The organism is Cellulophaga algicola DSM 14237 (assembly GCF_000186265.1).
Classification (GTDB): Bacteria; Bacteroidota; Bacteroidia; order Flavobacteriales; family Flavobacteriaceae; genus Cellulophaga; species Cellulophaga algicola.
In genome coordinates this window covers 1,834,796-1,850,684 of sequence record NC_014934.1, presented here as the reverse complement: position 1 = coordinate 1,850,684, position 15,889 = coordinate 1,834,796, and the positions used below count along the sequence as shown (strand labels likewise).

Below are 15,889 nucleotides of genomic sequence, written 5' to 3'. Positions count from 1 at the left end.
CCTTAAAGAGAACAAGCTCGTAGATAAGACATACTTAACTAAAAATATACGTATGAAAACTATTGCAATTATAAAATCTGTGAGTCTAACAGTGGCATTTATGACCGTAAGTTTATCAATGGCACAAGATATGTCAATGGCAAAAGATAAAAAAATGAATGTGGAAACAAAAATGGTTGGTGGAGCAGAAATGTTCCCTTCTAAAGATATTGTTTCTAATGCTGTAAATTCTAAAGATCATACGACGCTAGTTGCCGCCGTGAAGGCTGCCGATTTGGTAACTACATTACAAGGTGAAGGACCATTTACCGTTTTTGCACCTACTAATGCTGCATTTGAAAAACTACCAAAAGGCACAGTAAACAACTTACTGATGATGGAAAATAAAGAGAAATTACAGGACATTCTAACCTATCATGTATTGGCAGGGAAATATGCTGCTAAGGATATTATGAAAGCTGTGAACAAAGGAAAAGGCAAAGCCGAATTTAAAACTGTAAATGGAGGTGTTTTAAAAGTAATGCTTGATGGGGATACCATTAAAATTATAGATGGAACAGGGCATATGGGTACAGTGACCATTGCAGATGTAAACCAATCGAATGGAGTTATACATGTCATTGACACTGTAGTCTTACCAGGCATGTAATACAAGCGCTTTCTGAAACAAAAAACGACCCTATAGGGTCGTTTTTTTTATTTTTTTAATTTAGAAACATCAATCTTGTACAACTCTGCAGCATTCTGCCAAAGAATTAATTCTTTCTTATCTTCTGGAATATTTAAGTGTTTCATAAACTTTAAATATGATTTCATATTAGAGATGGGCCAATCTGTACCATAGAGTAAGTATTTTGGATTCCCTGCATAGGTAATCATTTCTTCAATCCCTTTTTTCATGTATTTTTCGAACTTCGTAGAAAAATCACCCAAAACCAGACCAGAAATATCTGCGTATACATTCTTATTCTTGTAGACCACTTCCATACAATCTTTTATCCACGGATTTCCTACATGGCAAATAACAATTTTTAAATCGGGATAATCAACCGCTAAATCATCAATATGTATAGGATGAGAATATTTAATCCTACCGGTTGGTGCGTAGGTATCTCCAGAGTGAAACATTACCGGAACATCATACTCCAATGCCATTTCATACACCACTTTTAACCGAATATCATTGGGATAAAATGGCTCGTATCCAGGATAAAATTTCAAAGCTTTTATAAGTCCTTGTTCCAGATAATCGCCTATTTCTCTTAAATCCCGGTAGGTATAATTCAAATAACTAATCCCCGCTACAACACCCAAATTATCTCTACCACTAATAGCCTCAACCACTTGCTTTGTGCTAGGTCTATGTTCATTTACCTTATACGAGGTTAATACCAAAGAATAATCTACCTTATTTTCAATCATGGTTTCGGTAAGCTTATCTAAGCACTCTTCAAGAGAAACCACCCGATCTTCGTGATAGTTATTTATGTGTGTATGAACATCTATAATCATAGGTAAAATTTTAGTTTTTATTCATTAAATCTTCAATCTCTTCTGCTTCAATAGGAATATTTTGCATCAAATTAAAAGGAGCTCCTTTTTCTTGAATTACCACATCATCTTCTAAACGAATTCCCATATGTTCATTAGGAATATAAATTCCTGGTTCAACAGTAAAAACCATATTGGCTTTCATCGGAGTCTTAAGTGCCCCATAATCATGGGTGTTTAATCCTATATGATGACTAGTACCGTGCATAAAATATTTTTTATAGGCAGGCCATTCTGGATTTTCATTTTGAACATCTGCCGTATCAAGTAATTTAAGTCCGATTAATTCAGAGGTCATCATTTTACCTACCTCCTTATGGTATTCTGCCCAAATAGTTCCAGGAACTAACATTTTGGTCGCTTCATTTTTTACCCGAAGCACGGCATTATAAACTTCTTTTTGCCGTGGTGTGAATTTTCCATTAACAGGAATAGTTCTAGATAAATCACTTGAATAATTTGCATATTCTGCTGCAACATCCATCAAAATTAAATCACCCGATTTACATTGTTGGTTATTCTCAATATAATGAAGTACGTTAGCATTATTTCCCGATGCTATGATTGGCGTATACGCAAAACCTTTTGACCTATTGCGAATAAACTCATGCAATAGTTCTGCTTCAATCTCATACTCCCAAACATCTGGCTGAACAAAACTAAGCAATCTTCTAAAACCTTTCTCCGTGATAGTACACGCCGTTTGCATTAACGCTAATTCCTCTGGTTCTTTTACACCTCTAATTTCCTGTAAAATAGGATTGCTTTTTGCATATTGATGTGCTGGAAACTGCAATTTACATTTTTGAATAAAACGATCTTCTCTTGTTTGTGTTTCTACCGCCTGTCTGTAATGCTCATTTGTATTAAAGTAAACGGTATTAGCTTCCGTCATTACATCAAAGAAAATCTTTTCAAAATCTTCTAACCAGTATACTGTTTCTATCCCAGAAACTATAGTTGCTTTTTCTTTGGTTAGCTTCTCTCCTTCCCAAACAGCAATATGTTCATTTGTTTCACGAACAAAGAGTACTTCACGGTGTTTTTTATTTAATGCATCTGGAAATAAAAGTAAAATAGTTTCTTCTTGATCTGCTCCTGAAAGATAAAATATGTCCCGGTGTTGCTCAAAAGGCATGGTACTATCTGCACTTATAGGATACACATCATTAGAGTTAAAAACAGCAATACTTTTTGGAAGCATAGCCGCCATAAATTTCTTTCTGTTTTTTATAAAAAGGGTATTTGGTATTAAATCGTATTTCATTATAACTGGTATTTTTTTTATTAAAATCGGCTAGAGTTTGCCTGGTCATATAAATCACGAGATTTGTGAAATAAAGCGGCTACTACTTTTAACCACTTCAAAAATAAGAATTAATACAGACAAGCCCTTAGTAATAGAAAGGTAATATTTTTCTCTTTTACACGCAGGACCTTATAATTTATGCGTTAGATTTCTTAACTTTCCGATGACTAATTACAACCAACTCCAAATGAACAAATTTCTAGGCTTACCCCTATTACTTTCTGCTACATTTATCTTTGCTCAGAATTCACCTTCAAGCTCAGAAGATGTATTAAATGCGTTACACCAAAAAGAACAATTAACAAATAGTTCTATTGTAAAAAACATTCCTTTTACTAATGTAGGACCTACTGTAATGAGTGGCCGCGTAGTAGATGTTGATGTAAACCCACAAAATCCAACAGAATTTTATGTCGGTTATGCCTCTGGAGGGGTTTGGCATACCAAGAATAATGGTACCACTTTTACCCCTATTTTAGACAATGCTCCTACTCAGAATGTAGGGGATATTGCTGTAGATTGGAATAACGGCATTATCTGGGTGGGTACTGGAGAAAATAACGCTTCTAGATCTTCTTATGCCGGTATTGGTATTTTAAAATCTACAGATCAGGGAAAAACATGGGAAAATGTTGGCTTATTAGATGCTCAACATATTGGTAGAATATTGATAAATCCTAACGATGCAGACGATGTAATTGTTGGCGCTACTGGTCATTTGTATTCTGACAATGAAGAACGCGGAATTTACAAAACAACAGATGGTGGTAAATCATGGAAAAAGACCTTATTTATTAATGCAGCCACAGGCGTTATTGATGTTGCTGTTGCCCCTAATAATTTTAACATCATGTATGCAGCAACCTGGGAAAAAAATAGAAAAGCTTGGGATTTTTCTGGGAATGGCAATGGTTCAGGAATATATAAAAGTAAGGACGCAGGTGCTACTTGGAAAAAAATAACTACGCCAGAAAGCGGCTTTCCTACAGGTAAAGGTGTCGGAAGAATTGGTTTAGCTGTTTTTGATGAAAACACAGTATATGCGGTTCACGACAATCAATTTAGAAGAGAGAAATCAGGATCTTTAAAAAAATCAGAAGGATTAACAAAAGAAGATTTTAAAACAATGTCTGCTGATGACCTTTTAAAGACAGAAGACAAAAAACTAAATGAATACCTAAAAACCAATGGATTTCAAGAAAAATACCGCGCAGACAATGTAAAACAATTGGTAAGAAGCGGGAGCGTTAAACCAATAGATTTAGCCAAATATTTAGAAGATGCCAATTCTATGCTTTTTGATACTCCAGTAATTGGTGCTGAAGTCTACAGAAGTAACGACGGTGGTACTACCTGGAAAAAACAAAATGAAAACTATATAGATGATTTGTTTTATAGCTACGGCTATTATTTTGCTCAAATAAATGTAGACCCTAGTAATGTAAATAAGATTTATTTAGCTGGTGTACCTATTATTAAATCTGATGATGGCGGAAAAACTTATACTTCTATAAATGGTGATAATGTTCATGCAGATCATCATGCCCTATGGGTAAATCCTAAAATGCCTGGTCATTTAATCAATGGAAATGATGGTGGTATTAACATCTCATACGATGATGGTGCTAATTGGATTAAAAGCAATACACCTGCAGTAGGCCAATTCTATGCCATTAATGTAGATAATGAAAAACCTTACAACATCTATGGTGGCCTTCAAGATAATGGTGTTTGGAAAGGTGCACATACAGCAAAAGAGAATGTAGAATGGCATCAAAGCGGAGACTACCCTTGGAAATCCATTATGGGTGGCGATGGTATGCAGGTTCAAATAGACAGTCGCAATGCAAATATTGTATACACAGGTTTTCAGTTTGGAAACTATTTTCGTTTAGATTTAGAAAACAAAAAGCAAGATTATATTCAGCCTAAACATGAATTAGGAGAAACACCCTATCGTTTTAATTGGCAAACTCCTATTTTACTATCCTCTCATAACCAAGATATACTTTACTTGGGAGGTAATAAATTACATAGATCTCTAAATCAAGGAACAGATTGGGAAACAATCTCTACGGATTTAACAAACGGCGGAAAAGAAGGAAATGTAGCTTTCGGGACATTAACTACGCTATCAGAGTCTCCTTTTAAATTTGGATTAATCTATACCGGTAGTGATGATGGCTTGGTGTACATGTCACAAAATGGTGGCGGCAGCTGGGACAACATCGCTAACTCCTTACCAAAAAACCTTTGGGTTACACGAGTTTTAGCTTCTAAATATAAAAAGGAACGCGTATACGTTACGCTAAATGGCTATAGAAGCGATGATTTTGAAGCTTATATTTATGTAAGTGATGATTTTGGGAAAACATGGCAAGACATCGCCAATAACATTCCTTCTTCTCCGGTAAATGTTATTATAGAAGATCCTGAAAACGAAAATTTATTATTTGTAGGAACCGATAATGGATTATACGCATCTTTTAATAGAGGAGAATCTTGGGAGGTTTTCCAAAATGATATCCCAAATGTTGCCATACATGATTTAGTCATACAGGCCGAAGCAAAACATTTAATTGTGGGTACTCACGGCCGCAGTATTTACAAGGCAGATATTAGCAGTTTACAAAAAATGACTCCTGAAATGTTAGCAAAAGATATTTATGTTTTTCTACCAGAGAACATAACGCATTCTTCTAAATGGGGATCTTCTTGGAGCTCATGGGGTAAACCGCAAACACCTGGGTTAGACCTGAATTTTTTCACAAAAAATTCAGGAACACTAGAGGCCACAATATTCGCAAACAATGGCATTGAAGTAAGCACAACAACACTACAGACAGATAAAGGGCTTAATATATTATCCTACGATTTAGCGTTTTCTAAATCAGGAAAATCGGCATATCTAAAGAAAGTAAAAACAGAATTAAAAGAAGCTACTAATGGTAAAACGTACTTGCCAAAAGGGAACTACACCATCAAATTAGTAGGAAAAGGTATTAAAGAAACCGTCGCTTTTGAAATTGAATAGTACACACTAACGATGAAATTAACAAAAACAACCGCACTACCAGAACTTGGGGTCTCTCATGATCCCGAAATCAAAAAGAAAGTTTTCATAGGCAAAGGAGAAATACCCCAGCTTATGATGTATGGTAGTGCTATGTTTACGCCAGGGCAGTTAGTAGAATTACATAAACATGACACCATGTTTGAAGTATTTTACATTCAAAGTGGCAAAGCAGAATTTACTGTAAATACTAAAAAATTTATCGTAGAAAAAGGAGACTGTATCACTATTGAACCTGGTGAAATTCATGCACAAAGCAATCCTTTTGATGAAAATGTAACGTGGACTTACTTTGGTATCGCAACCGACTAATTAATAGATTATGGATTTAACTTTAGGTATACCAGCTTTACTTTTCCCCGCAATTTCGTTGACTATGTTGGCGTATAATGCTCGTTATTTAGCCATCGCAGCTTTAATTAGGCAGTTGCATCAAAAATATCAAGAAACTGGATCATCATCGGTAAGTTTGCAAGTGAAAAAATTGAGCAAGCGTTTAACTATCATCAAAAACATGCAGGCATCTGCTATTTTGAGCTTTTTACTCGCAGTAATTACCATGTCTTTAATTTATGTACAACTCGATTTTTGGGCAAATTTAGTTTTTGGCATTAGCCTTTTAGCTTTGATGCTTTCTTTGATTTTATCTTTTATTGAAGTACAGCTTTCTACCAAGGCACTGTCCATTCAGTTAAAAGATTTGGAGTGATTGGTTTACATAAAATGGTAACTGTGCGGGTACAAGTGTGATAGCATAGGAACTCGTCGAACTGCACTCCCAAAACAATCCATTAGAAGAAAATATGACCTAGACTTACTTTGGTATCGCAATAGATGAATTGTGGAAGTAAAGACCAAGTAGTTTGTTTCTAAAATGTATCAATACTATAAATTTTTGAAACATATAGCTTAAAATCAAAATACATAGCTTAAATACTCTTTTTGTTTTATTTTAAGTGACTTATGGAGTTAAGAAGAGACCAGTTGGTTTGTTTTTTCAGAAGGTATTTTCAAGATATCAGGTGTTGGCAACTGTAAATTTCAAACGTTTTAGTAGCTTTTAGTTTCAAATAGCGATACTGGTCAACCAATTACTTATTTTGATTCTAAATAAGAGTAGGATTTATTACTAAAGTTTGTTAATAACTTGTTAGTACTGTAAATTTGTAAAAAAAACTAACAACTAATGAGCGGATTTTTCAAATCTTCGATTGGTAGAAAGTATGCCATGGCACTTTCTGCTTTCTTTTTAATGTTTTTTCTACTTCAGCATTTTGCAATTAATATTTTATCGGTTTTTAGTCCAGATGCTTTCAATGAAGCATCGCATTTTATGGGCACATTTTGGGCGGTACAATACTTATTGCAACCAATTTTAATTTTTGGAGTGATGTACCATTTTATTATGGGTTTCATTTTAGAGATTAAAAACAGGAATGCTAGAGTAGCAAAATATGCTAAAAACAATGGAGCAGCTAATTCTAGCTGGATGAGTAGAAACATGATTTATAGCGGATTGGCTATTTTAGCCTTTTTAGTGCTTCACTTTATTGATTTCTGGCTACCAGAAATTAGTACTAAATATATTCAAGGCGATATGTCGGGATTATTAGCAGATGGTGAAGGCTTCCGTTACTATGAAGAACTAACACATAAATTTGTAAATCCTTTAAGGGTTGGCGCTTATGTTATTGCATTTGTATTTTTATCGCTCCACCTTATGCACGGTTTCAGTTCTGCATTTCAATCTGCAGGTGTTTCGTCTATGAGAAAAGAGAAATTACAAATTTTTGGTAAAGTGTACGCTATTGTAATTCCTTTAGGATTCATAGTAATCGCCCTTTTTCATCATTTTAATCATTAATACTATTACTTATGTCTGTATTAGACTCAAAAGTACCAAAAGGTTCATTAAAGGATAAATGGATCGATTATAAAAATCATATCGATTTAGTTAACCCTGCAAACAAACGTAATATTGATGTTATTGTTGTTGGTACAGGTTTAGCTGGTGGTTCTGCCGCTGCTACTTTAGCAGAGCTTGGCTATAACGTTAAAACATTTTGTTATCAAGATTCTCCACGTAGAGCGCACTCAATTGCCGCTCAAGGAGGTATTAATGCAGCAAAAAATTATCAAGGTGATGGTGATTCTACCTACCGCTTGTTTTACGATACGGTAAAAGGTGGTGATTACCGATCTCGTGAAGCTAACGTTTACAGATTAGCAGAAGTATCTGCAAATATTATTGACCAATGTGTTGCACAAGGGGTGCCGTTTGCACGTGATTATGGCGGACAATTAGACAACCGTTCTTTCGGTGGTGTTTTGGTTTCTCGTACTTTTTATGCAAAAGGACAAACAGGGCAACAATTATTATTAGGTGCCTATTCTGCAATGAACAGACAAATTGCTCGTGGTAAAATTACCCCGTTCAACCGTCATGAAATGTTAGATGTTGTAAAGGTTAATGGTAAAGCGAGAGGTATTATTGCTCGCGATTTAGTTACAGGAAAAATAGAACGCCACTCTGCACATGCGGTTGTTATTGCTTCTGGCGGATACGGAAATGTATATTTCTTATCTACAAATGCAATGGGATCTAATGCTACTGCAGCTTGGAAAATACATAAAAAAGGAGCCTTTTTTGCGAATCCTTGCTATACTCAAATTCACCCAACGTGTATTCCACGTTCTGGAGATTATCAATCTAAATTAACCTTAATGTCCGAGTCATTGCGTAATGATGGCCGTATTTGGGTTCCTAAGAGTTTAGAAGATGTAAAAGCAATCCGTGACGGTAGCAAAAAACCTACAGATTTATCTGAAGACCAAAGAGATTATTACTTAGAACGTCGTTATCCTGCGTTTGGTAACTTGGTACCACGTGATGTGGCGTCAAGAGCCGCTAAAGAACGTTGTGATGCTGGTTACGGAGTAAATGCAACTGGCGAAGCTGTTTATTTAGATTTTGCAACTGCGATACAACGTTATGGTATTGAACAAGCAAAAATTCATAATATTGAAAATGCTTCTGCAGACAAATTATATGATTTAGGCGCTGCTATTGTTAAAGAAAAATACGGAAATCTTTTCCAGATGTACGAAAAAATCGTAGATCAAGATCCGTACAAAACACCAATGATGATTTACCCTGCGGTTCACTATACTATGGGTGGTGTTTGGGTAGATTACAATTTAATGACTACTGTTGAAGGTTTATACTGTATTGGTGAAGCTAACTTTTCTGATCATGGTGCAAACAGACTTGGAGCTTCTGCTTTAATGCAAGGTTTAGCCGATGGTTATTTTGTACTGCCTTATACGATTGGTGATTATCTTTCTCATGAAATTAGAACAGGAAAAATTCCAACTAATACTCCTGAATTTGATGAGGCTGAAAAATCAGTAACGGATAAAATTGATTTCTTTATCAATAATAAAGGAGAGCATTCAGTTGATTATTACCATAAGAAATTAGGTAAAATTATGTGGGATAAATGTGGAATGTCTCGTAATGCAGAAGGTTTAAAAGAGGCAATGGTTGAAATTAAAGCGTTGCGCGAAGATTTCTACAAAAATGTAAGTGTTCCAGGAACATCTAACGAATTAAATGCTGAACTTGAAAAAGCAGGTCGTGTGGCTGATTTCTTAGAATTAGGAGAGTTATTTGCAAAAGATGCACTTGAACGAGAAGAATCTTGTGGCGGACACTTTAGAGAAGAGTCTGTTGAACTTGATGGCGAGCAACAAGGAGAAGCGAAACGTAATGACAAAGATTTTGCATTTGTTTCTGCTTGGGAATTTAAAGGCGAACCATCTGATGCTGTTTTACATAAAGAACAGTTAGAGTTTAAAGAGATAGAATTAAAACAAAGAAGTTATAAATAATAGTATTGAGCTATTACATGTGATTTACATCATGTTATAATACTCATTACTCAATACTTAAAATATGAATCTGACATTAAAAATTTGGAGACAAAAAAATGCTCAAGCAAAGGGCAAAATGGTCGATTACAAAGTGACAGAGATATCTGAACACATGTCTTTCTTAGAAATGATGGATGTTTTAAACGAACAACTAATCAATAAAGGTGAAGAGCCTGTTGCTTTTGATCATGATTGTCGTGAAGGTATCTGTGGAATGTGTTCTATGTTTATTAATGGCGAAGCTCACGGACCAGATAGAGGTGTTACCACTTGCCAATTACATATGCGTATGTTTAAAGATGGTGATACAATAACAATTGAGCCATTTAGAGCAAAAGCTTTTCCTGTATTAAAAGATTTAATAGTTGACAGAAGTTCTTTTGACCGTATCCAGCATGCTGGTGGATACATTTCTGTAAATACTTCAGGAAATACGCAAGATGCAAACGCAACACTAATTTCTAAGCACGCAGCAGATGAAGCGATGGATGCTGCTACCTGTATTGGTTGTGGTGCCTGTGTAGCAAGTTGTAAAAATGCTTCTGCAATGCTTTTTGTTGGCGCAAAAGTATCTCAATATGCACTATTACCACAAGGTCAAGTAGAAGCTACGGATCGTGTTAAAAACATGGTTGCACAAATGGACTTAGAAGGTTTTGGAAACTGTACAAATACTGGAGCCTGCGAGGTTGAGTGTCCTAAAGGAATTTCTTTAGAAAACATTGCTCGTATGAACAGAGAATTATTAAAAGCAAACATCTAAAAAGCTTTTTTTACCCATACAAAAAAACCCAAGCATTGTTGCTTGGGTTTTTTTATGCCTTAATTTTAAATTCTATTACATTTTTACTATTATAAATTCTGAACGTCTGTTTAATTCATGCTTCTCCCGGGACATTTAACGTTACCATCGCAATCATTTAATAATCTATCCTCACCATACCCAATTGCACGCTCTATACGATCTGCATCAATACCTTGCGATATTATATAATCTCTAGAAGATTTAGCTCGCTTATCAGATAAATACCTGTTATAATCACTTGCCCCTCTACTATCTAAATAAACTTAGAAGGTTTTGGAAACTGTACAAATACTGGAGCCTGCGAGGTTGAGTGTCCTAAAGGAATTTCTTTAGAAAACTTTGCTCGTATGAACAGAGAATTATTAAAAGCAAACATCTAAAAAGCTTTTTTTACCCATACAAAAAAACCCAAGCATTGTTGCGAGGCTACTGAAAAAGTTTCTTTTTTTTAGTAATGGATAAAAAAAAGCGATCAAACAAAATTTGTTTCTGTTTGATCGCTTTTTTTATTTACATTTTCATTACTGGGGCTTTGGACTGTTTTTACAACTTTATCATGTACAGTCTTGTATTATGTCTTTTTTTTTCGATTTTCTTGTTTACATTCCTAATTTGAGTATTCTTTTCAAGTTTACGGTAAATATTGCGATTGCACCTTGCATTTGCATCTTCTCAATACCATATGCAGTAGCCCGTCCATATCCATGTACATTTTTTAGTTCACCGTTCTTAGCTTCTATTTTATATCTATGTTTTGCTTTGTCTTTGTAATAATCGGTTTCTTGAAAGATTATTTGTTCTTGGTGAAGATTTGACTTTATGGAGACCGAATAGCTTTTGGTTTTTGCCCCGGGTTTATAACATCCGTCTTTTAAAGGACAGGTCTTACATTTTTCAACATCAAAATAAAAGGTGAGTACTTGGTTTTCACCAACATTTTTTCTTCCTTGTTTTGCTTTTCGTATCGCCATATGACCCGCTGGGCACACAAACATATCAGCGTCCTTATTATAATCAAACTTGTCCTGGTCTTTTCTAAACCCCTGTGTAATCGAAGGATTTAACTTGGCTACTACTTTTATACCCTGTAGTGAAGTTAATTTAAGGTTTTCTTTTCCTGAGTAAGCTCCATCACCAATAATGGTATCTACCTTAATTCCATTTTCTTGACTGATTTTTAAGAGTTCGGGTAATTCTGGGCCATCTCCTTTTTCTCCCGAAGTAACGACCGCTGCCGTAATTATACGTTCCTCGGTCATTGCAATATGGGTCTTGTAACCAAAGAAGGAACTATCGGCCGATTTGTGTCCCGTCCTAGCATCTTTATCTGTTGAAACAATATAATTGTCTTGAGTATCCGCGACCGTTTCCTTTAATAGGTTCAGTTTCTCCTTGACCGCAGGTATTAGACCCAATGTTGGGTCGGACCCGATTACTTTTTCAAGTTCTTTACAATACGTGATTTCATTTTGTAGATCGTCATCCTCATTTTTCTTGGGCATACGTTCTTTCCAATCTTGATCCACGGCATAAATTGCCCTGCGAAGTATTCTTGAGCGTTCTTTTAAAACTTGGACAGCGGAAAATGGATTTGATTTTGATAAGGTGTGCGTAGCATCAACGATAATCGATTTTGAACGAACAATTCCTTTTTCAATAGCAATAGCAACTGTTTTGCCTATCAAAAGATTCAATAGATCGGTATCCTTTAAACGTAACTTCCTGAATTTTGTCAATGAACTAGGGTTGATCACATCTTCTTTGGGAGTCATTTCAAGGAAGTATTTAAAAGACATATCAAATCTGGAACGATCAACAACATCAACGTCCGAAACAGTATAGATTGTTTTCAATAATAAATACTTGAACATACGAACCGGACTCTCTGCATTACGTCCATTGTTCGAACAATATTTACTTGCCAGTTCATCGTAAATAAAAGAAAAATCAATTAATTCATTGATTTTTCTTAGGAGATTGTCCTTAGGAACTATTAAGTCATATAGATCGGAATACGCACTCAATTGAATTTTTTGTTGCTGTAATAACATATTTAAATAACTGATAATCAGCTAATAAAAATACGAAAAAAGGAGTAAAAACACAATAGCTTTTACTCCTCGCATGATATGTTTTTTTAGCCCAACCTAGGCTAAAGGACTTTTTCAGTAGCCTCCATTGTTGCTTGGGTTTTTTTATGCCTTAATTTTAAATTCTATTACATTTTTACTATTATAAATTCTGAACGTCTGTTTAACTCATGCTTCTCACGTGTACATTTAACACTACCATCACAATCATTTAATAATCTATCCTCACCGTACCCAATTGCACTCTCTATGCGATCTGCATCAATACCTTGCGATATTATATAATCTCTAGAAGATTTAGCTCGCTTATCAGATAAATACCTATTATAATCACTTGCCCCTCTACTATCCGTATGAGATTCAATTTTTATAACCATTTCTGGGTATTCTGACATTACTTCTACTAATTTATTCAATTCTTTTGATGCATCCTCCCGAATAAAGGACTTATCAAAATTGAAATAAATCATATCTGTTTTAAGTTTTCTTATCCCATCTTCTACAACAATAAGCTCCTTTAATTTTTTCAAGGACACCTCTACGATCTCTGTATCATTAAGTGTCGTCATAACCTCTTTAAGCTCTTCAAAATATTCTTTTCTGTTGGTCTTGATCGTATATTTCTTATCGCCTTCTAAATCCTCAAATACAAAACTACCATCATCAGCAGATTCTATTTCTTTTAGCTTGATGTTATTCTCATCCAACAATACTACCAGAGCTTTGGGCATTACATCTCCTGTTACCAACTCTGTAACAACACCCGCAATTGCAGTATTATTAACCTCTTCAACTGTTAAACGCTCAAAAGAATAAATATCATCATCACCTTTACCACCAGCACGGTTTGATGCAAAATAACCCTTCTGACTTTTTTCACTTACGATATAAGAAAAATCATCCTTATTACTATTTACGGGTTTCCCAACATTTTTAACCTCTTGAAAGCCATCTACATCAAAAGTAGCTTCAAAAACATCTAAACCACCAAGACCTACATGTCCGTCTGAAGAGAAATATAATTTCTTATCGGTGATAAATGGGAACATTTCTCTTTTTTCCGTATTAATTTCTGGACCTAAATTTCTAGGGGTAGAATATGCACCATCTTCTAAAACATCTACAACAAAAATATCTGAAGCACCCATACTACCAGGCATATCAGACACAAAATACAATAACTTGCCATCAGGACTTAAGGCTGGATGGCCCGTAGAATAACTATCACTATTAAAAGGCAATTCTTTTGGTTCCGTCCAATCAGCACCAATTTTAACAGATTTATATATTTTTAAATGATTTACACCATTCTTATCACGCTTTAATTTTTTCCCATAGTTATTTCTTGTAAAATACATGGTCTCATTATCTGGCGAGAAAGTAACAGAAGCCTCGTGATATTTAGAGTTGATCTTTTTTGAAAATTTAATCGCATTTTTTAGATCCGCAGATTCTTCGTTAATCTTAGAAACATAAAGGTCTAAAAAAGGCTGATCATTCCATTTGTATTTCCTAGTTACAAAAACAGATGAATCCAAAGATGAAGCAAATACCACTTTATCTTGATCATAAAACATAGGAGAAAAGTCAGAATATTTAGAGTTTATTGTAACATTTTTAATTTCAAACCGATCTTTTGCATTTACAATTTTATCAAAAACTGCAGAATTATCTGAGCCAGCAATGTTTTCTTCTTTTCCTTCAATTTTATTATATAAACGCATTAAACGTTTTGCTTTACTATATCTTCCATTCCCTTTTAAAGCATGTGCATATCTAAAATAATTGTCAGCAGTCATGCTACTTTTATAATCATTATACAAAATGTCATACCATTTGTAGGCCTTTTCCATGTTGGTATTGTAATAATAGGCATCACCTGCTTTTTTTAAAAGATCAAAAGAGTAATTACTTTCATCTGATAATATTATTTCATAAATTTCAGCAGCCTCTGCATACCACATTTTATTGAAAAAATTATCTGCTTTCTGTACTAATTTACTGTTGTTTGGAGTTTCCTTCTTAATTTTTTCATCCCTTATAGAATTAAGCATTTCAACAGTAACTTCTTCTATAGGCACATGGTTATTCTGTGCTAGAGTAGTTGAAGTATTATCACTTTTCTGCGCATGCAGTCCACAATAAAATAGTAGTGCAAATGATATAATAAATTTTTTCATAGTAGGTTAATTAGAAAAATCTTGGGGATTTTAGGATGTTTTGATACGTAATAAACTGATATCTTAGAAAGATTTCGTGAGTTCCAGAATTGTATTGAGATAAATTATTTGTTGTAAAATCATAGGCATAACCTAAACTTAATTGCGGGGAAATCTGTAGGCCAATTAAGGCACTGATTGATTCATCCCATCTATAGTTAACGCCAAAATTAAATTTTTCGTATAATAAAAAATTAGCAGAGGTATCTACTGTTATGGGCGCCCCACTTACATGTTTAGCAAAAATGGAAGGTTTAAACTTTAAAGTTCTGTTTACATCAAAAACATACCCTGCAATAATATAATAGTGAACATTTTCTGAAGCTTCTTCTTCTTGAATTTCATCATACCTCATGTTTGTTAAGATATTTGGAACAGAAATTCCAAAATAAGACCTATCGGTATAATAAAATAAGCCTGCGCCAATTGTAGGTAATATTTTGCTTTTTACATTTTGATTAAATAAGGCATCTGGATCTCTATACTTACCCTTAGACCAATCTAGGCTATACATTCTAACTCCAGCTTTTACACCAAGACCTAAGCGATCACCTCTTCTATTCAAGATTAATTGATGCGCATAGTTCCCATCGAAAAAAGTTTCTTGAGAGGGCCCAATATCATCTTGGATTATAGAAATACCAAGTCCATCAAACAAACCAATAGGCGTATCAATACCTAAAGAAATTGTTCTTGGAGCACCCTCTACACCTACCCACTGATCCCTATACAAACTTAATATAGCCAAATGTCCACGCGAACCAGCATAACCAGGGTTTACCGTCATCGTATTATAATTATACAATGTAAATTGAGGGTCTTGTTGGCCCTGTACTACCACTGATAGAAATAGTAATGCCAAAAAAAGTATATTATTTTTAATCATGTTCATTTTTAAAATTTTACAAC

Annotated in this window: 12 protein-coding genes and 2 pseudogenes; 8 read left to right on the top strand and 6 right to left on the bottom strand. The window is 34.6% G+C overall.

Features of this window, described 5'->3' with window-relative positions; all coding sequences use genetic code 11:
* Positions 1-52: 52 nt before the first annotated feature.
* Positions 53-649, top strand: a complete 597-nt coding sequence (locus CELAL_RS07960; RefSeq protein ID WP_013550395.1) for a fasciclin domain-containing protein — start codon at positions 53-55, stop codon at positions 647-649.
* A gap of 47 nt (positions 650-696) precedes the next feature.
* Here CELAL_RS07960 and CELAL_RS07955 read toward each other — a convergent pair whose 3' ends face one another.
* Complete coding sequence (locus CELAL_RS07955) at positions 697-1,512, bottom strand: amidohydrolase family protein (protein ID WP_013550394.1); 816 nt, start codon at positions 1,510-1,512, stop codon at positions 697-699.
* Positions 1,513-1,522: 10 nt separating this feature from the next.
* The gene (locus tag CELAL_RS07950; RefSeq protein ID WP_013550393.1) at positions 1,523-2,818 is read right to left on the bottom strand and encodes an aminopeptidase P family protein; all 1,296 of its coding nucleotides are present in this window, start codon (positions 2,816-2,818) and stop codon (positions 1,523-1,525) included.
* A gap of 229 nt (positions 2,819-3,047) precedes the next feature.
* Here CELAL_RS07950 and CELAL_RS07945 point away from each other — a divergent pair, with 229 nt between their 5' ends.
* The 6 genes from CELAL_RS07945 to CELAL_RS07920 all read left to right on the top strand — a co-directional run bounded on the left by CELAL_RS07945 (position 3,048) and on the right by CELAL_RS07920 (position 10,629).
* Positions 3,048-5,894, top strand: coding sequence for a VPS10 domain-containing protein (locus tag CELAL_RS07945; protein WP_041557627.1), 2,847 nt, complete (start codon positions 3,048-3,050; stop codon positions 5,892-5,894).
* Positions 5,895-5,906: 12 nt separating this feature from the next.
* A complete protein-coding gene (locus CELAL_RS07940; RefSeq protein ID WP_013550391.1) occupies positions 5,907-6,245 on the top strand; it encodes a cupin domain-containing protein in 339 nt (112 codons plus the stop codon).
* Positions 6,246-6,255: 10 nt separating this feature from the next.
* Entirely contained in the window at positions 6,256-6,642 is a 387-nt protein-coding gene (locus CELAL_RS07935; RefSeq protein WP_013550390.1) for a DUF2721 domain-containing protein, read from the top strand.
* A gap of 477 nt (positions 6,643-7,119) precedes the next feature.
* Complete coding sequence (locus tag CELAL_RS07930) at positions 7,120-7,797, top strand: succinate dehydrogenase cytochrome b subunit (RefSeq protein ID WP_013550389.1); 678 nt, start codon at positions 7,120-7,122, stop codon at positions 7,795-7,797.
* A gap of 11 nt (positions 7,798-7,808) precedes the next feature.
* The gene (locus tag CELAL_RS07925) at positions 7,809-9,824 is read left to right on the top strand and encodes a fumarate reductase/succinate dehydrogenase flavoprotein subunit (RefSeq protein ID WP_013550388.1); all 2,016 of its coding nucleotides are present in this window, start codon (positions 7,809-7,811) and stop codon (positions 9,822-9,824) included.
* 64 nt (positions 9,825-9,888) lie between these two features.
* Positions 9,889-10,629, top strand: a complete 741-nt coding sequence (locus CELAL_RS07920) for a succinate dehydrogenase/fumarate reductase iron-sulfur subunit (protein ID WP_013550387.1) — start codon at positions 9,889-9,891, stop codon at positions 10,627-10,629.
* 75 nt (positions 10,630-10,704) lie between these two features.
* Here the strand turns inward: CELAL_RS07920 and CELAL_RS22850 are convergent.
* A pseudogene (locus CELAL_RS22850) lies at positions 10,705-10,931 on the bottom strand (OmpA family protein); the annotation flags it as partial.
* Between CELAL_RS22850 and CELAL_RS22590 the strand changes: the two are divergent.
* Positions 10,929-11,051 (top strand): annotated as a pseudogene (locus CELAL_RS22590) (succinate dehydrogenase/fumarate reductase iron-sulfur subunit); the annotation flags it as partial. The pseudogenes CELAL_RS22850 and CELAL_RS22590 overlap by 3 nt on opposite strands.
* A gap of 219 nt (positions 11,052-11,270) precedes the next feature.
* Here CELAL_RS22590 and CELAL_RS07915 read toward each other — a convergent pair.
* The 3 genes from CELAL_RS07915 to CELAL_RS07905 all read right to left on the bottom strand — a co-directional run bounded on the left by CELAL_RS07915 (position 11,271) and on the right by CELAL_RS07905 (position 15,872).
* On the bottom strand, positions 11,271-12,722 hold the full coding sequence (locus CELAL_RS07915; protein WP_013550386.1) for an IS1182 family transposase: 1,452 nt from the start codon (positions 12,720-12,722) through the stop codon (positions 11,271-11,273).
* A 167-nt stretch (positions 12,723-12,889) separates the two neighbouring features.
* A complete protein-coding gene (locus tag CELAL_RS07910) occupies positions 12,890-14,941 on the bottom strand; it encodes an OmpA family protein (RefSeq protein WP_013550385.1) in 2,052 nt (683 codons plus the stop codon).
* Positions 14,942-14,951: 10 nt separating this feature from the next.
* On the bottom strand, positions 14,952-15,872 hold the full coding sequence (locus CELAL_RS07905; RefSeq protein WP_041557625.1) for a PorP/SprF family type IX secretion system membrane protein: 921 nt from the start codon (positions 15,870-15,872) through the stop codon (positions 14,952-14,954).
* Positions 15,873-15,889: the final 17 nt, after the last annotated feature.